The sequence below is a fragment of the Alteromonas sp. AWJ4_199 genome (assembly GCF_056159165.1).
Map to the genome: position 1 here is coordinate 2,155,281 of NZ_JBSWUR010000001.1, position 22,810 is coordinate 2,178,090.

General features: G+C 43.6%; 19 protein-coding genes. 7 read left to right on the forward strand and 12 right to left on the reverse strand.

Going from position 1 to position 22,810, the window contains the following annotated elements:
* Window positions 1–11: 11 nt before the first annotated feature.
* Window positions 12–1,139 (reverse strand): DUF4124 domain-containing protein, encoded by a 1,128-nt coding sequence (locus ACXAER_RS09410; protein ID WP_474828660.1) that lies wholly within the window; start codon window positions 1,137–1,139, stop codon window positions 12–14.
* A 250-nt stretch (window positions 1,140–1,389) separates the two neighbouring features.
* Here ACXAER_RS09410 and ACXAER_RS09415 point away from each other — a divergent pair, with 250 nt between their 5' ends.
* The gene (locus ACXAER_RS09415) at window positions 1,390–1,626 is read left to right on the forward strand and encodes a hypothetical protein (protein WP_474828662.1); all 237 of its coding nucleotides are present in this window, start codon (window positions 1,390–1,392) and stop codon (window positions 1,624–1,626) included.
* A gap of 4 nt (window positions 1,627–1,630) precedes the next feature.
* Here the strand turns inward: ACXAER_RS09415 and ACXAER_RS09420 are convergent, their stop codons facing one another.
* From ACXAER_RS09420 to ACXAER_RS09450, 7 genes are all read right to left on the reverse strand, one after another.
* Window positions 1,631–1,831, reverse strand: coding sequence for a hypothetical protein (locus tag ACXAER_RS09420; protein WP_474828664.1), 201 nt, complete (start codon window positions 1,829–1,831; stop codon window positions 1,631–1,633).
* A 72-nt stretch (window positions 1,832–1,903) separates the two neighbouring features.
* A complete protein-coding gene (locus tag ACXAER_RS09425) occupies window positions 1,904–2,140 on the reverse strand; it encodes a hypothetical protein (RefSeq protein ID WP_474828666.1) in 237 nt (78 codons plus the stop codon).
* On the reverse strand, window positions 2,121–2,807 hold the full coding sequence (locus ACXAER_RS09430) for a DNA-methyltransferase (RefSeq protein WP_474828668.1): 687 nt from the start codon (window positions 2,805–2,807) through the stop codon (window positions 2,121–2,123). Before ACXAER_RS09430 ends, ACXAER_RS09425 begins: the two co-directional genes overlap by 20 nt.
* Before the next feature lie 377 nt (window positions 2,808–3,184).
* Window positions 3,185–6,001, reverse strand: coding sequence for an ATP-binding protein (locus ACXAER_RS09435; RefSeq protein ID WP_474828670.1), 2,817 nt, complete (start codon window positions 5,999–6,001; stop codon window positions 3,185–3,187).
* A 15-nt stretch (window positions 6,002–6,016) separates the two neighbouring features.
* On the reverse strand, window positions 6,017–8,923 hold the full coding sequence (locus tag ACXAER_RS09440) for a DUF1156 domain-containing protein (protein WP_474828672.1): 2,907 nt from the start codon (window positions 8,921–8,923) through the stop codon (window positions 6,017–6,019).
* 10 nt (window positions 8,924–8,933) lie between these two features.
* Window positions 8,934–12,473 carry a helicase-related protein gene (locus ACXAER_RS09445; protein WP_474828674.1) on the reverse strand — a complete coding sequence of 1,180 codons (3,540 nt, stop codon included), beginning with the start codon at window positions 12,471–12,473 and terminating at the stop codon, window positions 8,934–8,936.
* On the reverse strand, window positions 12,467–13,357 hold the full coding sequence (locus ACXAER_RS09450; protein WP_474828676.1) for a WYL domain-containing protein: 891 nt from the start codon (window positions 13,355–13,357) through the stop codon (window positions 12,467–12,469). Before ACXAER_RS09450 ends, ACXAER_RS09445 begins: the two co-directional genes overlap by 7 nt.
* Before the next feature lie 79 nt (window positions 13,358–13,436).
* On the opposite strand from ACXAER_RS09450, the gene ACXAER_RS09455 reads away from it, so the two are divergent.
* Window positions 13,437–13,922 (forward strand): hypothetical protein, encoded by a 486-nt coding sequence (locus ACXAER_RS09455; RefSeq protein WP_474828679.1) that lies wholly within the window; start codon window positions 13,437–13,439, stop codon window positions 13,920–13,922.
* Window positions 13,923–14,112: 190 nt separating this feature from the next.
* Here ACXAER_RS09455 and ACXAER_RS09460 read toward each other — a convergent pair whose 3' ends face one another.
* Window positions 14,113–15,072, reverse strand: coding sequence for a restriction endonuclease (locus ACXAER_RS09460; protein ID WP_474828681.1), 960 nt, complete (start codon window positions 15,070–15,072; stop codon window positions 14,113–14,115).
* A 283-nt stretch (window positions 15,073–15,355) separates the two neighbouring features.
* Between ACXAER_RS09460 and ACXAER_RS09465 the strand changes: the two genes are divergently transcribed.
* Window positions 15,356–15,604, forward strand: a complete 249-nt coding sequence (locus ACXAER_RS09465; protein ID WP_474828683.1) for a DUF2960 family protein — start codon at window positions 15,356–15,358, stop codon at window positions 15,602–15,604.
* A 47-nt stretch (window positions 15,605–15,651) separates the two neighbouring features.
* On the opposite strand, the gene ACXAER_RS09470 is transcribed toward ACXAER_RS09465, so the two are convergent.
* The 3 genes from ACXAER_RS09470 to ACXAER_RS09480 all read right to left on the reverse strand — a co-directional run bounded on the left by ACXAER_RS09470 (window position 15,652) and on the right by ACXAER_RS09480 (window position 19,024).
* Window positions 15,652–16,293 carry a hypothetical protein gene (locus ACXAER_RS09470; protein WP_474828685.1) on the reverse strand — a complete coding sequence of 214 codons (642 nt, stop codon included), beginning with the start codon at window positions 16,291–16,293 and terminating at the stop codon, window positions 15,652–15,654.
* Window positions 16,294–16,485: 192 nt separating this feature from the next.
* Complete coding sequence (locus ACXAER_RS09475) at window positions 16,486–18,255, reverse strand: BCCT family transporter (RefSeq protein WP_474828687.1); 1,770 nt, start codon at window positions 18,253–18,255, stop codon at window positions 16,486–16,488.
* A 325-nt stretch (window positions 18,256–18,580) separates the two neighbouring features.
* The gene (locus ACXAER_RS09480) at window positions 18,581–19,024 is read right to left on the reverse strand and encodes a hypothetical protein (RefSeq protein ID WP_474828689.1); all 444 of its coding nucleotides are present in this window, start codon (window positions 19,022–19,024) and stop codon (window positions 18,581–18,583) included.
* Window positions 19,025–19,161: 137 nt separating this feature from the next.
* Here ACXAER_RS09480 and ACXAER_RS09485 point away from each other — a divergent pair, with 137 nt between their 5' ends.
* From ACXAER_RS09485 to ACXAER_RS09500, 4 genes are all read left to right on the forward strand, one after another.
* Entirely contained in the window at window positions 19,162–19,812 is a 651-nt protein-coding gene (locus ACXAER_RS09485; RefSeq protein WP_474828691.1) for a peroxiredoxin, read from the forward strand.
* A 62-nt stretch (window positions 19,813–19,874) separates the two neighbouring features.
* Window positions 19,875–20,738 carry an MBL fold metallo-hydrolase gene (locus ACXAER_RS09490; RefSeq protein ID WP_474828693.1) on the forward strand — a complete coding sequence of 288 codons (864 nt, stop codon included), beginning with the start codon at window positions 19,875–19,877 and terminating at the stop codon, window positions 20,736–20,738.
* A gap of 8 nt (window positions 20,739–20,746) precedes the next feature.
* A complete protein-coding gene (locus ACXAER_RS09495; protein WP_474828695.1) occupies window positions 20,747–21,142 on the forward strand; it encodes a rhodanese-like domain-containing protein in 396 nt (131 codons plus the stop codon).
* A gap of 268 nt (window positions 21,143–21,410) precedes the next feature.
* On the forward strand, window positions 21,411–22,808 hold the full coding sequence (locus tag ACXAER_RS09500) for a cytochrome ubiquinol oxidase subunit I (protein WP_474828697.1): 1,398 nt from the start codon (window positions 21,411–21,413) through the stop codon (window positions 22,806–22,808).
* The last annotated feature ends 2 nt before the right edge of the window (window positions 22,809–22,810 follow it).

Genomic DNA, 22,810 nt, shown 5'->3' on the forward strand with positions numbered 1-22,810 from the left:
AGACTGTTTTATCAATAATTACTTCTAAACCAGCGTCCAAAATCATTCTCCAGCGCAGCAATACTTCCCCCGTACAATAATTGGATATCCTTTGTGGAAAGCTCTTTGCAGCCATTTTCCGCCTCTAATAACAGAAGCCGGCTCATGAGTTCTTGATTCTCGCTCATTAGAAAGGTAACGAAAGCCCAGCTAGAAGCATAGAATTGATGTGGTTGTTTACGCCAACTGCTCTCCGTTCCCTCAAAGAGTGTGGTTAAGGCTAGTGGCTGATTACTTTTAAAGTGATTAACCCACAAGCTGTTGGTTAAAACTCCCGGGGTTTCTGAATATTCCGCCATTCCTTCATTCAACCATTTCGCTACTTGACCATACCAATATCGATTAATGGTATGCATTATCTCATGGGTTATAGTTTGAAGTGTTTGCTCATTATCACGAATTAAAATAGCAGACTCATTTAGCCCTGCTGAATAAAAACCCGAGCTAGTCGCGGTCGCAAGATTAAAACGCTTACTATATTTCTCGTACGCGTCTTTATCACTAAAGCTCCTTATATTTGCTACAACAGGAACCACTGATTCTTCGGGTGTAACATGCGCAAAGGCATCTATTGCTTGCTGTACTCTTTCCCGCACTGCCCCTTGAACATTAAAAGGTAAATTATGAGAGAGAAAATTTAGCGATATAGCCTCTGGATCAATTGTTTTAGCAACCCTTACCGAAGTACCACTGTTTAGCTTTCTAGGAGAGTCACTTATATGCTTAACACCTTTCCCGTCTGTCCATGTATAAATAGTTTTTCTTTCGGGTGGTTTAATCTTGTCTAAACATTTGTATGTGTGAGGGGCTTCATGCTCACCTATGCCAGAATTACTTTGGGTATAATCGTCATAATTCTTTTTAGCTTCTAAACCCTTTTGACCATGAGAAATTTCTTCTTGTGAACGCAAAGCATCAGGTAAAAGGCTTTCTTGATTATTTTCGCCTTGAATTTTGGCTTCTACAAAGCTAAAGGCGAGATGGAGAAATTTAGGTAAATTGATACTATCCCGCGCGAAGTATAAAACACCCAAACTATTAAAAAGTACAACGCTTACGATTATAAAAAGCTTTGCGCCAATTCCATTTCTGTTTACCATGTTAGTCCTTCAACACCGCCATATATCTATGGCGTACAATCAGACTACAACACGTCGTTAGACACAAACCATTAGTTGGCTAGAGTAGGTTTGAATTTCTATACATAGTTATAAGATAAAAACACTGACAACTACTCGCCAATCTGAAAACATCAATTGAAAGGCTGTATATATAAACGCAGCCACTGTAGCGCAGTAGTACAACCTAGCTTAATAAAATTGCTAACCATATAATTTTTCAAGGATGATCATGAAAAAGACGTACACGTTACTTCTACTACTAGTAGCAGCCACATATTCGTTTGCTGGCTCTAACTTTACTCCTTCTAAATACCAATGCGCAGGCATAGAGCAGCGTATTGACAACATTAACTCAAAAATGCGCGCTGGTTACAGTGCAAGAGAAGGCGAGCAATTGAAAAGTCAACTTCGAAGCCTAAAACAACAACGTTATGAGTGCAAAAAGAAAGGATTCACCGTTAATTAGATTGTTAAACGATTTTTACACCGAATCTGTGACGAGGGCTAGGGGCGTTCCAGAGTGCCAGTCCAGCTCTTTGACCGCCCAAATCATAATTTGCAATGGCTTCAAAGAGGTTAAAAACCAAATAAAGTGAATGGCAGTCTAGCATTTGCTCATGGTCGTAACTTTTTATTTCTTGCGTACCAAGATGAATTTCATCTAGTCGCATACTTTTATCGCGCTTGATTGATGTCAATTCACTTTGGCGTGTAAATTGGCCTTGTTTTTTAAATTTCAGACTTCAATAGATTCCGTTTGCAGCTTTCTCTGACTCTGAATGCTCTTCACTGTATTCAAACCAATGCTCATCGAATTCAATGCTGATTGTCTCACCAGTTTCAAATTTTACTAATATCGCATTTACATCTACATAGGCGTTGAGCGCCGGATCAAAGTAACCACCGTCTACCCAAAGCGAATCGATGGTTGCATATTTCAGTAACTCTAGTGTTTCACTGCTATTTATCGATAACGCCATCACTTAAACCTTCTTCTGAAAAATTAGCCAAGAAGTGCTCATGGGCGTCCTCTGAGATATCATTGCCCATAAAACAACGGTCAAGATTATTTGCAGCAATAAGAGTAGAGCCAGAACCAAAAAATGGATCGACTATTAGCTCTCCTGGCAAGCTACTTTGCTTGACGAGCGTTTCGAGTAGATCAACTGGCTTTTCCGTCGGATATCCTCTGTAAACACGCTTTGATTCAAGTATGTCGGGCACACTGAGATCATTCAATTTGCGCTTGCCTTTTTCGAAAAACAATATGAATTCATATCTTGCACGATAATGGTATCCCATACCGATGCAGACCTTATCCCAAACGATTGGTTTCCAAAATTTAAAGCCCACACGTTCAGCAATAGGTTTAATCACAAACATCGTTTCCTGATCGCAGAAAAGATAGAAGTGACTATTTTTATTTAAAACACGATAGACCTCTGACAGCAATTCTTCGAAACGCTCATTCGGAAATATGTTGAACCATGCATTACTTGACGCTTTGCTGCGCTTCAAGCGAGTTGTTGTTCCTATCTTACGATGCTTCTCAAGGCTTTCATATGGCGGATCAGTTATCATTAGATTGACGCTGCCAGAAGGCAGCGTCTGAAGCCAATTAACGGCATCATCTTTATATATATTCATTTAGCTCTATTAAAAATTACTGCACAACAGGCCATTTTTATAGTTCCGTGATGGTGTTCCTCTCGACAAACGCCTACATGAAATACAGTAGCTTTGGTGACCATCGGGATTCTTTGCTGTTTTTCGAGCAGGCGTATGCCCGAAACTAGCCGGGTAAGGATGAAACACATGCTCAGTACCATTTGCATCAGAACAATGCGGACAGGATTTATATAACTTACTTGTTGCGCTATCGCGCTTCTTAATCATTCCACTGTTTAAGTTTTTACCACAACAACTACACGCCATCATATTTCTCCTTTATCCATGGCTAAGAGTGAGTCACGCTTGCTCTCCAAAAATTAGAGCAAACGCGACTTTATAAATCCCTTCTTCTTTTATTCTTCAAATTCCGAACTGTTGAACCGTAGTACATTACAGTTCTCTTTAATAGTTCGCTGAAGAGCCTCATCAAATCCATCTTTTGACTTAGCCTGAATCTCTACCGAGATAGACACTTCAACGCCTAACTTGGAAGTAAACTGCTGAACTACCTCATCAACAATCATTGCGAAGTCCATTTTGGCTTTCACAGGATCAAGATCTATATTGCCATAGAACTGCTTCTTGATTTGCTCAGGTGTCGGCATGGGCTGCGGTGCTGGATTCGGTGAAGGATTAGGGCCAGGTTCGGGACTAGGCATTGGCGACGGCCCCGGTTCAGGACTTGGCGGCGCAGGCTGTGGCGCTGGCTTCATAGCTTCTCGATAGGCTTCTGCTGCTTCCCTATCAATCAGTAAAGACGCATCGTCGATATGAATCATCGTATCGCGTCCAAAGGCAAAGCCGAGATATTTATCGCCGTCTTTCCCAGCTGCGTACGCAAAGAAGTCTTCCGAAGTTATCCCCGCACTAATCGCGTTTTCATACGTTTGATTGTTCACAAGACGTGGCAGATAGAGGTAATGACAACTGTCTTGCCATACCTTTAATGCACTGACTTCAGATACACCATCTTTCAAATACCATTGCTTTAATGTATTCCTCAGGTGGATAGGGCTCCATTCCGAAATAAGCCATTCTTCCTCACGAAGTTTATTCTCAATTTCTGCGACCAAGTTAGGAGCTGTTGGTGAAACTGATACTGTCTCCCAAATAAGCTCAGGTTTACCTTTCCTAAATTCCTCAACAGGACAGATAATCCATTTGTATGCATCGCGAATGAGTCGCTGTAAATCTTGCTCGGCATTGTCTACATTTCGCTTTGCCTGTTTCGATAGAGAAACAGTCAGGTCTAATTTGCCGTCATTAACATCGTTGACTATGCTTTTCCAAGCTAGGAATGTGCGACCTGCTTCTTTAAGACGACTCATCACATCGTAGTCCGCGGCAAAGAATATAAGCCGATTTTGCTTTTGACGCGGTTGGTCACCTCGCTTGCGAAGTATCTGTTCTGCTGCTTCGCATGCCAGACGATCATCCGAACGGTGATAGGCTTGATGAGGCGGAAGAACAACCAATCTAGGCCCTGTTCCATAGTCGTCAGGTACGTCAATTGACGAAGTAAATACATGAATCCCGGCAAAACAATGACTTCTACCAAAAACTCTTCCTACACGGTCTTTTAGAGCGGGATACAGCTCTTGTAGATCATCAATATTCTGCTTGCGGCTTTCCATTTCACGACGAAGGTTGGGACGCGTATCCAAGTAAAACCTATCTTGTTCAGAATACAGGTAATGTAGCCTATCTCGCAGGCGTTTTAAGACATCCTCAAACACACCTATTGTCTGGCCAGGCTGAACACATCCCAATAGTATGTGTTCGTAATCTATACCTTTAACGCCTTGCTCGGCATTAGAAGGCGCACTTCCTAAGAAGATTGTACGCATCGCACGTCTAGCGGCTTGAACGCTGCCAAAACGCGTATCTTTACCATCTATATCAAATGCTTCAGACCGAGGCCCATCGACTTCTTTCTCGAGAACTGGCTCCCATCCCTGTGGTAAGTAGTGAATACTTTTATTACGAACATTGCTATCGTCAAGTGCAATAGAGCCGGGCATGATCAATGCGTCTTTATTGTCTGAATTCCATAGTTTATGTATCACAATCGCCATATATTGCAGTACGCCACGGGTGCGCTGGAATTTATCGAGTGTCGACCAATCCTCATAAAGGCGATCAAACACTTCAGGATGAATAGGGTAAGATTGTGTAAGGCGCTCGAAATATACATTGGATTGCGTCTCTACTGGAAACTTATCGCTATTCGCGCGATAAAAATCAGAGTATTGACGACTGATGCCTTCAACCTCTGCTCGATCTCCAGCAGATTCAAAGAGTCTTCTACGAACAATTTCAAACGCTTCTGTGCTTGCTACAGGCTTCCAAACTGACTCGACACGCGCGAAATACTTCTCAAGTGATTCTAGGGCGCGCTGGCCCATAGTGCCACCGACCTCTATCTCTGATTCAGGTAGTGATGCAAGCAGAATAGCGTTAGGTACTGACTTCATCGCTTCCGTTAGCGCCTGAATAAAGGAAATATTGCTATCAAATGTACCTGCGTTAAATTGTTTGCCGACTTCCAACTGGCGAATAAACGCAACTAACTCATCTATCAAAATAACACACGGCGCTGCTTTCTCTACTAATTGACGAACAACTTCTTTACCGGGTGATGCACCATCAGCGTCACTTTGTGCAACCATCTGATAGCCTTCTTCACCCAAAAGTTGCCATGCCAGCTCACCCCATATGGTATTAGCCGATACACTTCCGTGCCGCTGTGGTTGACTAGGTGACAACTTAATACCGTCAATCACTGCAACCTTTGCACTCGGCAAATCAGCAATACCAGCCTCATCCAGTAAAGGCGGTATACCCTGTAACTTATCGGTGCTCACTTGTCTTGATGCTAAATGCAAAACCGCGAGCATGGTGTGAGTTTTACCACCACCAAATGCTGTTTGTAACTGAATAACAGGGTCGCCGCCTTGCCCCGCAAGCCGCTGAGCAACAGATATAAGTAGTAGTCTCATACCTTCTGTTATGAAGGTTCTGGAGAAAAACTTTTCAGCATCCTGATATTCATGTGTCGCAGTTCCCGAAGCAACCTGTGAAATATCTGCGGCAAACTCTGACTGCTTAAATGTACCTTCTAAAACATCTTTGTGAGGGCGCGCTATTTCTCGCCATGGTTTTAAACTCATTTCTTTATCTCCCTCTTAAAAATCAAATCCAAGTTCTGACTGAGAGCCACGCTCACCGGCTTCCTGAGAAGCTGCTACGATTGCGTGCCATGAACCTATTAATTCATTATAAGCTCTGGCCTCTTCTGCCCATTTTTTGCGCTCACACAAGGTATATAAGTGATAGGCGAGTTGTCGAATATGTTCACCCTGTTCTGGCATTCGTGCCAGTAAAGTACCAGCATCCGCTTCACCTTGTTGGTTCAGTACACGGATCATTTGGTGACAAGCTTCCCAAACTGGTGTTCTGTCGTCTGTTTTAGGGTCCCAGTCCGCTGGATATTCACTCCATTTTAATAATCTAACCTTTCCAGCACCGGACTCGATTACACCTGCGTCGCGAACACCGTCTACCGACGTACCTTTCGCTCGTGCGAGCGTATCTGCCTCACCGAACGAACCTGCGCTCCAACCATATTGACTAAACCAATCGTCACAGAACAGCGTGTCACTATCAAAACTTCCACTGTCAGGATTCAAATATTCAGTAATTGCTCTATTGATTAAAATAAGAGCGTCGTGCACGCTCATTTGCGAACCATCTGATTCAATTATTGATTCATATTTTGAAAAAATAGCTATACCTGGGCCAATAGAGGCTTGTGCTAAATCCACCGGCGCAATGGGGGAAGTGCCGGCATTACCACCGATCATTGCTTCCAATGCTTCGGGCATTCTATCTCTCAGTTCGCGTTGAAACTGCCTCCTGCTAATAGAGTCAGCAGCCGATGTTCGCTTGGTACAAACTAAAACAACAGACGATGCAAGCGCATTTGTTCCAGAGCCAATCATTCTATTTCCCATTTCGGTTCGCATTGGCCATGTTCCATCAATCGAAAAACCAGCTTGGATAACCGCTTCGAGAAAAGTTTCCCACCCGGTACTGGATGTACTGTTATTGTTTGTTTCTGACTGTTTAAACGCGTAATAAATTGAAACTGGATAGGCTGGATGCGCACTGCTCGAAATTTTCGATATAGCATTTGTCATCCCATTGAGAAAAAAGTTTTCAGCATCGTCTTTAGAAGAATGCCTATATGGTATAGCAACGAGCTCTTCAGCTTTTGGAACAGCTATCGTCGAGAATAATGCGGGGTATATATTTCTTAGAGATCTGCGCAACCAGACGTAGAAAAAGTCAGCCAAGTCAGCGTAACCAATGTTGTCGTAATAAGGTGGATCGGTAGAGACAACTTTATTCACTGAAATGTTTTGATTGGAGGCGTCAGCTTGAAAAGCATGTCCCGCTGTCTTATCGATACTTGGAATACCCTTAGTGACTCCAGCTACTGAGACCTCAAACGCTCCGGCAGCTTTTGAAAACGGATTTACCTCAGGATAGTCCCAAGACATGGGTATCGCTTGACGTGAAAATACAGTAACTGTTTGCTCTCTGTCTGCGGTCCACCTTGCTATTGTACAAAGAGTATTTGCAGACCGGTCCACTGCGAATGCTAAGTACACAGCCAAAGCATCACCATATGCAATAGCTCCAGATCCTCCCTCATCCAAGCTGCGTTTATCAGATGAAAACCCTGCGGCTGTTTTATCAGAGATTGCTTTGTCTCTAGCTTCTTTAACTAAATCTGCAAAAGTCGTAAGTGCTACTAAATGACGTTCCGTGAACAAATCTGCAAATGATTCTAGCCCGTATGGCGGAGTCCAAAGTGCCCTCTTATCATGGGCTAATTTAGTTTCTGGCCTCCAGTTAGCTTTTACCTCATCGGAAATATCTTCCATTTCTTTTGTAGGTGATAGGAAAACTCTTCCTAGGCGACTTTCAGCAACTACAGCCATTAGTTTTGCCCCCATTCTTCCAGCTCTTCCTTCAGACTTTATGTATCCGCCTTCAATAGGTGAACCAGATAAAATACAGGTGAAATTTGCGCCTCTGGCAGCTTTAGTTCCCTTTTTTAGATGGTCTGGAGCTTTTCCTAAGCACACTTTGAAGCTGTAGTTGTCTGGCAATATTTGTGGCTGTACATACGCTTCTCTACCTTTTTTTCTGGACAGCACAAAGCTCGAAGCGAGAGGAACTGCTTTATCGCTGTAAGCGGGATTTGGACTATTTACTGTTCTAGCCCATAACCAAGCAATAACTGTTAACTCCTCCCCGAGTAGAGGTGCTAAATCCTCTCTCTCACTGACAACTTCTTGTGTAACCTTAACTTTGGGAAATAAATGACCTATTCTTTTCTCAGCTTCTGAGCGTATCCAATGCCCATACCTTTTTATGTCAGTAACCAACCCAGACACTCCAGGCCAGGAGTCCATCATATCCGTTTGTTCTGCTTGCGCTGCAATCGGGCCTACTGGAGGATGACCTGCAAATCTTGGGGGAATTTCAACCATTGCTTTATTAATCATTACAGCCACAGGGTTGAGATCACTCGCATAGGCCTCCAATCCTAAACGCTGAGCTTCTAGTGGGATAGCCCCACCACCTGCAAATGGGTCATGAAATTCTGGGAGCTTTTCTGGATTAAATAGCTCTGAAGCCTTGGGATGTTTTTTGTTAAGTTCACATGTATATCGCCAACTTTCCTTAATCACCTCTCTTGCACGATTTAACACTGTCACGTTAGTGGTATTTTCCCACTTGACCAGATCTCGAATAATATCGAAAAGCTTCTCACGCTCATTTTGAATCTTTAGCTTTGTTTCTCTAAGGCGTTTGTCACCACTTACCGTTTCAGAAGGGTCATTCACCATTTGGGCAAATATCACTGCTCTTGCTGCCGCAAGCGGACGGCGTGCCCACCAAAGATGAAGGGTACTGGGATGCCCATGACGGATTGATTTTTCTTTGGCCGCTGCCGCATTTATATCATCTAACGGCAGTGCTACTTCTATTAATTTTTTGGGTATTTTTATTTCTGACATCTTTCTGCCTTTAGAGTGTTTCGTTTGGTGCAACTGCCTTTGAGAGCAGTTCACTTAAATCATAATTAATGCTAGCGACACCAAAGTCTGGCTCACCTTTAAACGGCGTTTTCACGTAGTATGGACCTTCGAATTCGTCACCATCTACTACGACTATCGCTAAAATAAATTTATCTGCTTGATTAAGCCCATAGATAATTTCATTGCGGCTCACTGTAATTGTACTTTGACCTTTAGCTCTTCCCTTAACTTCAATATGTCTGTCGGGTTTAATTGAGCCATCTTCTTGCCTCGGTGGTCGAGACGTCACGTCCCATCCACACTTTTCTGCACCTACGTTTTTAACATCAAAACCAAAGCTCTCCTCAACATCCATGACTGCATGCATTGCAACTCGCTCAATTCGAGAGCGTGATTCAGCGTCGACACTGAACTGTGTTTCACCCTTTCTGTGTGCAAGAAGACCTTGAGGTATGACTAACGCACCGCCCATGACTACTGGCGTACTGGAGACAACATTCTTGAGGTTTGCTAACTCAGCTTTCCGCTGCTCTAGTCTTGCAGTTAACTCGTCGACTCGACGTCTTGCCATTTCTGGCTGCATTTTGGGTTGCTTACCGGCATCTACATCGTCTTTCAGTTTTATATAGCGGTCTGACCAATAGTTAATTTCCTTGACCAGTCTATCATTTACCGCTTGGAGCGTTTTATCTGCCTGACGCTCCCTTCTGTCTCTTACCTCATTGTAGTGCTCCTGCACGAGTTGTTGAGATGCGTGATTTAACGCTAAGCCTTCCAGATTATTGTTCAGCCATGGAGACTGTAAGATATCTCCGACTAGTTTTCTGTCGTAATCGTCGATGGGCTGAAGGTCCAGATGTGGAGCCCATCCAGCATTAATCGCATTACCATTTTCATCTATCTCAACAAATTGGAGCCGTCTTGATGCAACTTCACCATTATTCCCGGCTTCTCTCACCGTATGGTCGACCATAAATAACACTTTTGGCTCAAGTCCATCATCGTTAGGGTCAACCAGAACGGCGCCTTGCTTTAGCTTTGGTCTGTGCGCTTGAAGAACCAAGTCTGTGGTAGCGTGCATTAACGGATGCAGTGGATGAATCATATCTGCCATGGGCTTGCCCTGTTGGCGTACATGATGTTTCTCGAAACAGATTCGTTCGTATTTACGCAGAACAGGGGTTCGCGTTTCACCTATTACTCTGTCACGCTCTCTTATGGCAGCAGGCACGTGCCTTACTTCAAATCGACCTGATTCTCTGTTGCGCATTTCGCCGCCCAGCGTTTGAAACGATTCAGTGAAAAATGCGCGAATAAAATAAGGTTGAAGCTTACGCGCTTCTGCCTTTTCCATTTCTTCCTTAACGGCGTAAAGCTCTTCCAGCCCCATGTGCTGCTCGACCAAGGCATTTCTTCGAAGGATTTCTTTTAGGTGTTCTTGGTCGAGTGCACCATCGATAACCTCATTCATCTTCGCTTTGGTTTCAGGAGCCTCACCATAACGAATGGCATCGACAAGCAAGTCTTTTAGCGACACATTATCAAAGGCTTCACCCAGCACATCGAAAACCTTGCCACCTAGAGCTTCTTTTTCTATCTCAATTTTGTCGAATAGCTTTTTAAAAACTTCACCTTCTCGCGTCTCGGCAGCAACTATATTCCATAGGTGACATACTTCTGTTTGGCCGATACGGTGAATACGACCAAACCTTTGCTCTAAACGATTTGGATTCCAGGGTAGGTCGTAGTTAACCATCAAATTGGCGTTTTGAAGGTTCACCCCTTCCCCTGCAGCATCGGTGGCGATTAGCACTATTACGTCTGGGTCGTTGCGGAACTCTTCTTGAATTTTTCTTCGTTCGTCTCGGTTGGTACCGCCATAAATTGTTCTTACCGCATTATCGTTACCGAGCATGTCGCTTATCCTTTTCACTAGGTAATTAAGCGTATCTTTGTGTTCGGTAAATATGAGTAATTTTCGGCGAGCACCGCTTTGGGTATACATTTCGGGCTCATCTTGAAGTAGGTAAGACAGTTGCTCCCACTTCTTGTCGTTGCCTGATTGCACAACGCTCAGCGCCTGATATTCAAGATCCTTAAGACTCGCTATTTCAGCCTCAAGCTCGGGAATGGTCTCCGCAGCAGAAGCCATATCGACAACCTGCTCAGAGTACATCTCATATTCTTCCGCACTTAAGTCCTCATCAAGCTCATCAAAGTTATCCGGCAGATCAATTTTGTGTCTCTTGTTGTACTCAGCGAGTGTTTCCGCGACACCATCACGCTGAACTGCTTGCCCGCGTGCTAACAATTTAGTTTCGGAGAGCCTATCTTCAAGACGCTTTCGACGGCGTTTCAGCGATTGATAAATAGCTTCAGGACTTGATGCCAAGCGGCGCTGAAGCATTGTTAATGCAAAACCAACGTTGTTTTTCTTCTTGCTATCGAGATTATCTGCTCGATTCATCTCCTCACGAACATATGTTGTCACTTGCTCGTAGAGCGAAGCTTCCATGGGAGAGAGCTCATAATTTGCTGTGTAAGCCCTCCTTTCAGGAAAGAGTGGTGTTCCGTCAAATTTAAGGAGTTCTTCTTTGACCATTCGTCGCATCATGTCGGAGACATCAACTTTGTGTGCACCTTCTCGAAACTTTCCGTAAAAACGATCACCATCGAGTAGTGACAGCCATATCTGAAAATCTTCTTCTTTACCGTTGTGCGGTGTCGCTGTCATTAACAAAAAATGACGAGTAATGGAGCCTAATAGCTCACCCAATTGGAAACGGCGTGTTTTGTTCACTTTGTTACCAAAGTAGCTCGCGGACAATTTGTGGGCTTCATCCACGATGATTAAGTCCCACTCTGTATTTTTGAGCTTTTCTTGGAATTCTTCATTTCTGGATAATTGATCAAGACGACATATTAATTGGTCGGTCTCATCGAAAAAGTTACCTGAGGCACATTGTTCTTGCTTCTCACGGCTGAATATCTCAAACGTTACGCCAAATTTTTCAAGCAATTCATCTTGCCATTGTTCCGTCAGCGATCCCGGTGAAACAATGAGAATGCGTTTCGCGTCACCCCTCATTATCAATTCGCGAATAAGTAAACCAGCCATAATCGTTTTACCTGCACCGGGATCATCCGCTAAAACAAAGCGTAATGGCTGCTTCGGTAACATGGACTCGTATACTGCTGATATTTGATGAGGAAGCGGGTCAACATTTGATGTATGAACGGCCATCATCGGGTCGAAGAGCGCAGCCTGACTTATACGATAGGCTTCCAATCCAAGCTTGAATTCAGCGCCCGGTGCATCGAATGCCCATGGGCGACCTTCTTTTGCGAGTGACAAACGTGACTCATCAGAGCGGAACAACATCTGCTCACCAAGCTTGCCTTGACTATCTTTGTAATAAACCGTGACTGCGGCATCACCAACAGGCTCGACTTGGACAACTCTGACTACCTCATCACTTTGAATGCCTTTTATCTGTGCATCCTTTTTAATGTCTTCCAGTTTTAACATTCCGTGCTCCTTGCTTGTTTTTCTTTATATCCCGGTGCGATAGCCAAATTGCCTACATCATTCAATGCGAAACGATTCTGCAACCATAGTTGATACTCAGCTCCGCGGAGTGTTCCCCGCTCTGTACAGTCGACATTCCACCGCCTTAACAGATAGCCTGCCATCGCAGCTCTTACTTTGATGAACAACTGCTCATTTTCCATACCGTAGTCCATTTCTATCGCAGTTGGATGTTCGACATTCTTAGGATGCGGCACGAGTTGAAGTGGTATAAGACGCTGCCATTCGGTATCTGCTTGGACGCTTTCCTCTTCAATAGGCGTGTCTTTAATCGTTACCTTACTAATGCGCGTTAACACGAAGTCACGAAAGCTTTGACTCTTACGATCAAAGGCGCGGACGTGCCAGCGTAGGCCATTGTCGACTATGGAGTGAGGTACAAGTTCTCTGGCATTCGAACCGCTAGAAAGTGACGTGTAGATAACGCTAACCGCTTTGTTATTGAGGATAGCCTGAACAAGGCGCGCAACAATAAAGATGTCGGGCACATTTAGACTCGACGGTGCTTCTACGGGGAAGTGGATATCGCCTATTGCATCAAACCCATCGGATATATCATTTGCGAGTTTAGTCAAAGTGCGTCTTGCATCGTGCTCAAAGACAGGCTTGAATTGAGGTGTCTGAAAGTAACGTTTCTCTCTCGAGTCGTAAGACAGGTTATCCGGTGCAAGCTCCTTGTAAATGCTGAAATCGCGCGAGCCTGCCGATAAACCGACCTGAAAACGATTAATTAAGTCCTGACGGTAAATCGCACCTTTGAATAGCAAGCAAAAGTCGATATAGGCAAGGCGTTGTTTTTGAGCAAAGCTGATGGAGTCGAGCATCGTCCCTGTTTATTTTTATACTTTTGCATAGTATGGTTTATTTTAAGACACGTGTAAACCATAAGGATTTGTAGTGATAGTGGGAAATAGATTTCAAAATGATAACAATGAATTGTTAAAAAATATTCAAAAAGAGTCCTATGGAAAGACTCTTAGCTTAATATTCAACGTTGCTAAGAAACAGTACATTACCGCTGACTCAATCCTCCAAGCAAATCACCCCAACATTCCATTACTAAACAAGATTAATTCTATTGACCATAGAGTTCTTCAAGCCGCACACGATTACATTGCAGCGGCTTTCCGTTATAAAAATCAAAATATCAAGCAGCTCAAGCTGTTCAATAATATTAACGATGAATCAAGTGAATATATTAAGGTCTGGAGTGATTGGATTTATAATGAGCTTTCTAGTCTCAAAGATAACGCTATCTTCGTTAGAAATGTTATCGAAGCCGTAATTCATAGCAATACAGAGCAAGGATATACGGCTGAAGATAGACTTCATGAGTTTCTTGTTGACTATTACACGGTTGAAGAGTGGGGTACCGAAAGCAAAAGATAAATAATCAATGAAAAACATTTAGCTATATTGTTATCTAAAAAATAATAGTGAGTTCTCATAGCAGCAGAAATGCGCAAGCTTTCAGAAGAGTTAGATTTTTCGAATGAGTGAAGAGCATTCAGGCTTTCTCCTTTGCTAATAAGTGTTTCAATACTTATTAGCAAAGAGATTCGTTTTCAACATAGGGGATTTAAAATATAAGTTGCGGGACTGAAGCGATACCAAGTTTTTGCTTGGTCGTAGCGGACAGATCTTGCCAACGCTCAGCTAACCAATCCACAAGTTGAGTTCCATTCATTAAGTTAACGCTCAATCCGTCCGCGTGCTGTGTTACATCTTCGGCAAAATCACCTAATGATACTACCCATCGGTAACAATCTTCTTTTTTTTCAACTTTCGCTATCTGCTCGATGGCATGCTTATCTGTATATCCCACGTGGTCTTTCACTTGAATCAGCAGTTCTTGCGTAATGAAAGGGTTGCGTGACTGGGCTTCTATATCAACATCAACGCCAACCTCGTGACTTTGCTTACTGGGTATAACCGCAGTGTAACCTTCAATTTCAAGCAATTCTTTTACTAGGTGTTCTAAGCCCTGCCCACCAGCTTCCAAGTAATGATTTCTATTTCGAAGGTTATCTAACAATTTTGTTTTAAATTGCTCTAATTTTTCCCCGGCTTTTTCATTAATTTTGGATAGGGCACCGCTACTCACATTATTTTTAATGTCGTTGTAACGCTCTATAATTTCGTCTTTGAAGTAATCTAAATCAGCAACCGTTAAGCGTATACGCAGCCTTGACTGTAAACCTTGTTTCAAGTCTGTACGTGCAATAGAAATTGGCTCATTTTCAGCATCGCAGGGAAACGTCACTTCTATTTGGTTTTCGCCCCATGGTTTGTCTGCGCAGAATTGTTTCTCGCCAGTAGCAATACCTATGTATATGCGGGCAGGCGCTGGCACCACAATAATATCGCCCTTCTTAACTTCAATGAAACGGCGTAGTTGATTGCCGCTACGTCCTACGCTTTGCTGTGTGCAAACGAGATGTTCAAAGAACTTGTCAGAAGTGATGAAATTGCAAAGCTGAAATTGCCCCCACCCAATTCCAGCATATCCCTCGCTGATCAATTCAACAGGTCCTCTCATCAGGAGTACTTTACTATTTTCGAAATCAGGCCCCATACATCCCTCGTATTTTAGGTAAGCTTTATTGATGTTTAGTTTAAAACATCATAGCAATCTAAAGTATTTATCCTTTATTGAGCAACCTCAATCGCCCTATCAATGCTTTTATTATTCTCGAACACTTTAAACACCTCGCACTGCGATTTTGCCACCCACTTTTTTAATACGATAATTATTGGCGCTAATTGAGTTTATAATAGCCGTTAAACCGTTTTTGAATTACATCGACCAACGTGAGTAGAACATGGCCCATAAAGTACGTTATAAGTTTAAAGGTGTGGCAAAAGAGATAAATTTTTCTTACAGCCGCCATCAAAATATGCATGAAGCCGTGGCCGATGCTGAAGGAATGGACCTTTCCCAGTTCCTTCAAACTGAACAGCAACTTGCCGCTATCAGTAAAGACAAAAAAACCGTAAGAAACTTCAGAGATACCGAATTTGTAAAAATGGGGTTTTCTGACTTGTACTTCTTAAAAAACGGTCAAGAATAATGGTGGGCCGATAGGGTTCGAACCTCTGATCCAGGAGTCTAATACCATCAATCAGCTTTTGATTGATGGTCTTCAACCAATTCATGAAAAGCCTCAATCGCCCTATCGAAGCTTTCATCGTTATCGAAATAAAGCTGACTTAGCCGGCTTTTCTTTATTTTGTAGGTAGCGCTGGCAAAGGCTAGCGCTTCTCTAAAGCTGCTAAACTCTTCATCGAACACTTTAAAAATCTCGCGCTGTGGTTTTGTCACCCGCGTTATGCTGCCGTTTACTTCATAGTCGAACCCAGAAAACTGAAGGCGTGACAGGGTTTCTTTGCCTAATCGCATGCCGCCTTTTAGGCTTATTTGAAATGCGGCGTCCATTTCTTCAATTTCTTCCATACTCCAGTGGTTATATACCCTAATGGCCTTCTTATACTTTTCTGCCAATCGCTTTTTTAAGGTGTTTATTCTGGGTTCTAGGGTGCCGTTGTTTTCATTTTTTAGCAGGTCGAAGCATTCGTTGCATGAAGGTACAGAGATGAAATCAGCCTGCAGGTTCCCGCTTTGCCAGTCGTGAATGAATTTTATGGGCGGGATAAAGTCTTGGCGTGCAGTTTCGCAGCCGCAATAAAAACAGCGGCCGAAGTCTTCTGAGTTCACGGCTCTTAGTGGCTGGTAGAATTTTTGGTAATTCTTTACTGACATGCTGCTATTGGCTTGAACGTTGTTGCTAAAAATAGGGCTATTTATGGTGGCTACGTTAACACAGCACGCCTTTTGTGAAAGTTAATTGTGCGGCGTTAAAATGAAGAAAGCGCCACCTTTTGGCAGCGCTTTGCTTTATAGCTTAGTCACTATTTGTAAGTTAATCCTTATTTATGACCTGTTCGGTAAAGCCTACAATCGCGATGGTTTGCTGTGCGGGTCGCCTTCAATATGGTCTTTTGGCCCGCGTGGTTTGGGTTTTGCGGCTATAGGCACGTCTTCTTCGGCCTCCTCACCTTCCTCGTCAATGTCCCAACTGCCCTCTTCGCTCCATGGGTCGTCGTCTGGGAACTCACCAATGTTGATTTCTTTTACCGAGTAGTCGGGCTGGTAGCGCATGTCGTAGTTTGCGGCCCGTACAATGGCAACACACAACATAAAGGCCACAGCTAATAGCGGTACGCCCCCGATTATTGATGCGGTTTGCAGTGTTTCTAACCCGCCCACGAACATAAGCACTATGGGCATGAAAGATAGCGCAAAGGCCCAGAATAAACGGTTCCAACGTAGTGGCTCTTCGTCTACTTCTTTTTGTACTACAGCAGCCAAAATGTAAGAAATGGAATCGAACGTGGTGGCGGTAAAGATTAGTGCCAGTAGCGTGAATACAGAAATAACTAAGTAGTCGAGCGGCAGCGTATGCAGCATGGCAAAAATAGCCGCTGTAGGGCTTTCTTGATTCAGTATGGTAACTACGTCTAGTTCACCCGATAGCTGTAAATACAGGCCGTAGTTCCCCATTATCATAAAGAATAAGAAGCAGCCCATGGTACCGAAGAACATAGAGCCTGCCACCATAGCGCGAATAGTACGGCCCCTTGAAATACGAGCAATGAACAAGCCTACGCTTGGCGCGAACACCAGCCACCAGGCCCAGTAGAAAATAGTCCAGTCTTGCGGAAAGTGAGTGTCTTCAAAGCCGTTGAATTCGGCGAAGGGCTCTAACCATGTGGCCATTTTAATGATGTTGCTCATTACCCGGCCAAGGGCGTCTAACCCGGTATTGGCCATAAATAGTGTAGGCCCAACAATGAAGATAAATAGCAGTAACCCTACGGCCAGCCAAAAGTTAATGTCTGATAGCAGCTTAATGCCTTTTTTAAGGCCAACATACGCGCTGTAGCCAAATATGGCGGTACAGGTGATTAGCACCACCACCTGAGTAGTTAGCGATTTAGGTACACCGAATAGTTCGTGTACCCCTTCGTTTATCATAGGTGCTGCCAAGCCTAGCGTGGTGGCCCCACCGCCTAGCATGCCGAAGATAAAGCTGATATCGATAATTTTACCTAGCCAGCCGTGAGCCATTTTCTCGCCTATTACCGGCATTAGGGCTTCAGATATTTTAAGTACGCTGTGATTACGTACGTAGTAGAAGTAAGCAATGGGTACCGCAGGAATAAGGTAGATAGCCCAGGCTAACGGCCCCCAGTGGAATATGCCGTAGGCCGCAGCCCATTTGGCGGCTTCAGGGGTTTCGCCTTCTATGTGAAACGGCGGTGCTTGGTAGTAGTACACCCACTCAATCATAGACCAGTACAAGATAGACGCCCCAATGCCGGCGCAAAACAGCATAGCAGCCCAGGACACGGGCGAGAACTCGGGCTTTTCTTCAGGCTCGCCCAGTTTTATTTGGCCGATATCGCTGAACATGATGTACACCATAAAGCCACCTGCACCCACACCGAGTAACAGGTATAAAACGCCAAGCTTACTGGTAACAAACTCTTTGGCCGTGGCTACCCACTGTGCGCCTTGGTCGGGCCAAATGATAAGAGGGATGGTGACGGAAAGAAGAAGAATAAGAGAGCCAAAAAACGTAGGCTTATCAATTACGCTAAACGCGGTTTCCTGTTCAGTGCCAGCCTTTGATGAGGCTGCATCTCGGGTATTACTACTCATACACGATCCTTTGTTTTATTTTTATAGACGCCATTATGCTGTACAGCTTTAAACGGGCAATCTTTTAAAATAGTTTAACAGATTTGCGCGATGGGTACGCAGGTGAAACTAACTGCATGTATACGCTTAATGTTCACCTAACCTCGACAGCTTTATTAAAAGGCTTTTTGATTACGTACCGCTAATTGAGTTTATAATAGTGGTTAAATAGTTTCGAATTCGATAAAGCAACCTGAGTAGAGCATGGTCAAGAATAGTGGCCAAATATATTCAAGAAGATAAGGAAGCCTAAAACCTAAGGGTTAGGGCTTTCTTCACACTATAATTAGTACGTTAAGTTTTTAAAATTCTTACTAAGCAAACGCTCTGCAACCTCAACGGGTTTAGCAACGGTAATTCCTTCTATTAGTGCATTATCAGAACCCGGTTTATTTGGGAGATAAAGTGGGCAAAGCTCTACTTTTGCGCCTAACTGAATTAACTTTTTAGGCATCATTGATGGTGAGGCGTCCATTGGCTTCATCAGTTTAGTTTCAGTGCTGCTTAGTGCTAAATCGCCCGCAGAACCACATAACGTTATATGTGCCTCTTTTCCATGCGCCTTTATCGCTTGAAGCGATAGTACCATCGCCATCATCTGAGCTTGTTCATTTTCAGATGTAATGACTACTGCTAGACCGTCTACTAAGTCGCTCTCTTTTGCCTCAACGAGGCCTGAAACGCTAGCTAAGAGCGCTCCTAGAACAAGTGCTTTAAAAAATTTTGCCATCATTTCATTCCTATCTAATTCCATTAAACGATTAATCCGATGAAGCTATTCAAAAAAATATATTAGAAAAATCTCATAACTCTCTATACATTAAATGTGTAAGTTAAATACACCTTTAAACAAAAGAGAGCTTAATCATGACGACAGAAACTCAAAACAACGTAACTTTCCCTCAACTAAACCGCCCTGCACCTGACTTTTGTGCAAAGACAACCCACGGTGAAAAATCACTTTCTGATTACAAAGGCAAGTGGTTAGTGCTTTTCTCTCACCCTGCTGACTTCACGCCAGTGTGTACTACTGAATTCATTGGCTTTGCTAATGCTGCTGACAAGTTTGCTTCACTTAATACTGAGCTACTTGGCCTTTCTATCGACAGCACGCATTCGCACATTGCTTGGGTTCGCAACATTAAAGAGAAGTTTGGCGTAACTATTCCTTTCCCAATCATTGCTGACTTATCGATGGAAGTGGCGAAGGCTTACGGCATGGTTCAGCCTGGCGCAAGCGACACCTCAGCGGTTCGTGCAACTTTCATCATCGACCCAGAAGGTATTCTGCGCGCCATGGTGTATTACCCAATGAGTAACGGCCGCGCAATTAACGAGTTTGTAAGACTAGTTGAAGCACTACAAACCAGCGATGCAAACAGCTGTGCGACTCCTGAAAACTGGAAAGTTGGTGAAGAAGTAATTGTACCGCCTCCACACACTATCGAAGACGCAGAAAGCAGAGAGTCTGCAGGCCACAATTATGTCGACTGGTACTTCTGTAAAAAAGCGCTGTAAGTAAAACGCTTTTGTTGGTGGCATGAAAGCATGCCACCTTTTTCAAAATTTAGGAGATCACCATGAATATTGAAATTACTTCTTTCTTAGATAATGACAGTGAAACCTTCACTTACGTTGTTGAGGATAAAGCTTCTTCAAAAGCGGTAATCATCGACCCGGTATTAGATTTTGACTATAGCGCGGGCCGCGTACATACCGCCAGTGCACAGAAAATTGCAAATTTTGTAGATGAACGGGGCTTGTCAGTTGAATGGGTTTTGGAAACCCATGCTCATGCTGATCACTTGTCAGCCGCTCCATTTTTCAAGCGCAAATACAACGCCAAAATCGGCATCGGCGCGCGCATTACTGAGGTACAGAAAATATTTAAAGCGCTGTTTAATTTAGAGAAAGAGTTTTTACCTAACGGTGCTCAGTTCGATAGATTATTTGAAGAGGGTGATGTTCTTGAAGTGGGTAACATGCGCTTTGAGGTTATGCATGTACCTGGGCACACACCAGCAGATATTGCCTACTTACTTAATAACGAATCGGTATTTGTGGGTGACACTATGTTTATGCCTGATGTGGGCACCGCACGATGTGATTTTCCAGGTGGCAGTGCAACCACGCTCTACGATTCAATACATCGTATTTTGGCATTACCTGAAGATACTAATATCTACGTTTGCCATGATTACCCCACTCAACATCGCACCCATGAAAGTAAAGTAACGGTTGGCGAGCAGCGCGAATACAACATTCACGTTAAAGATGGTGTTTCAAAGGATGAGTTTGTGAAAATGCGTGAAGCGCGGGATGCAACATTAAGTATGCCCAGACTCATTTTACCTTCTATTCAAGTAAACGTGAGAGCCGGTGAGTTGCCACCGCCAGAAAGTAACGACGTTAGCTACATTAAAGTGCCTATTAACCAACTGTGAGGTGAATAATGAAAACGCCAAAGGTATTCATTAGCGAAGTAAAAGCTGCGGTTGAGGAAGTAACGGTAGACGATTTAATGGTGGCACTAACTCAACCAGACGTTATTTTGATTGATGTTAGGGAAAGTGAGGAATACAAACATGGTCACATTAATGGTTCGGTGAACTTTCCTAGAGGCATGCTTGAAGCAAAAATATGCAGCCACCCGCTTCTTGCCCACCATTGCGAGGAGCAAGATGCGATTAACGACCTAGCACAACGCAGTGTTTACTTGATTTGTAAGACAGGCGGCCGATCTGCGTTAGCGGCTAAATCACTGATTGATATGGGCCATAACTACGTGTTTTCTGTGGCAGGGGGCATGGATGAATGGCAACGAAAACAGCTGCCTTTAAGCCATTGAAATCGCACACAGCTCTACACTTTCTGGTTGACTACAAACTTTCACTTAAATACGTGTTCCTTTTTGCAATAAAGCGGCGTTTCAGGCCGCTTAAGCAGTGAACCGCTCGCAATAAATAGTTACCTAAACATTAATAATAGTTAAACCAATAAATAAACAAGTATTTTAAATATACATTTAAAACTATACTGCGTAAAATACCTGTCATTAGCCCTATGTAGGGTGAATTAAGAACCCTGTTGCGTTTATCTCTAAAGAGGCCAGCATTATGGAATTAGATCCTCTCGTACTGTCGAGAATACAGTTCGCATTTGTGGTGTGTTTTCACGCCATATTCCCAGTGTTTACGATTGGCCTGGCAAGTACTATTGCTGGATTTGAAACACTTTACTTCAAAACTGAAAACCCAATTTGGCAACGTTTGTCAAAATTTTGGATTCAGGTTTTTGCCGTTGTTTTCGGTATTGGCGTGGTTTCCGGTATTGTTATGTCGTTCCAGTTTGGCACAAACTGGAGTAACTTTTCGTACGCCACGGCTAACTTCCTTGGGCCAGTATTAAGTTACGAGGTCATTACTGCTTTCTTCTTAGAAGCCGCTTTTCTTGGCGTTCTGCTTTTCGGTCGAGAAAAAGTACCGCAAGGCGTTCACCTTTTTGCCGCTATCATGGTGGCAACAGGTACGTTTATCTCTTCGTTTTGGATATTGTCAGCCAACTCTTTGCTACAAACCCCAGATGGCCTAGAGCTTATAGACGGCATTTACCACGTAAAATCCTGGGCTGATGCACTATTTACTGCCTCTTTTGGTTATCGTTTTGCGCACATGGCCTTAGCTTCATTCCTTACTGCCGCGCTTGTTGTAGCTGGCGTTAGTGCGTGGTTCATTTTGCAAAAACGTGAACTAGAAGCGAATAAAAAAGCGCTGTCAGTAGCGTTATGGTTCTTGTTGTTCCTCGCTCCACTTCAAACTGTAGTTGGAGACTTCCATGGATTAAACACTATGAAACACCAGCCTACGAAAGTTGCTGCGATGGAAGGTAACTGGGAGACAAGTACAGGTGTTCCTCTACTGCTTTTTGCTATTCCAGATAAAGAAGCGCAAACCAACCACTTTGAATTAAAAGTTCCTAAGTTAGCCAGCTTCATACTCACCCATGACTGGGACGGTGAAGTACCCGGATTAAAAGCAGTGCCAAAAGAAGAGCAGCCACCGGTGTTTGTCGTATTTTGGTCATTCAGGGTCATGGTTGGGCTTGGACTGCTGATGGTGTTGTTCGGTGTGTGGGGGCTTATTTATAGAATGGGCGGCAAAATTTATACATCGCCAGTGTTCTTACAAGGCCTTAGATTGATGAGTATAAGCCCATTCTTTGCGGTGCTAGCCGGATGGATAGTGACCGAAACAGGAAGAGCACCTTGGCTCATTTACGGCCAAATGACGCATGCAGAAGGATTAACGCCTTCGCTAACCGGTGGCATGGCACTGTTCTCGTTAATTGGATATGTAGTGGTATATGCTTTGGTGTTCAGCGCTGGTATTTACTACTTGCTTAAAGTGTTCAAAGGCGGACTTGAGAAAGCTAACGCCCCCCATGAAATGGATGAAGTAGAACGTCCAGCTCGCCCATTTTCTGCTGGCCACGTGGCTATTGACGGAGACTTATAAAA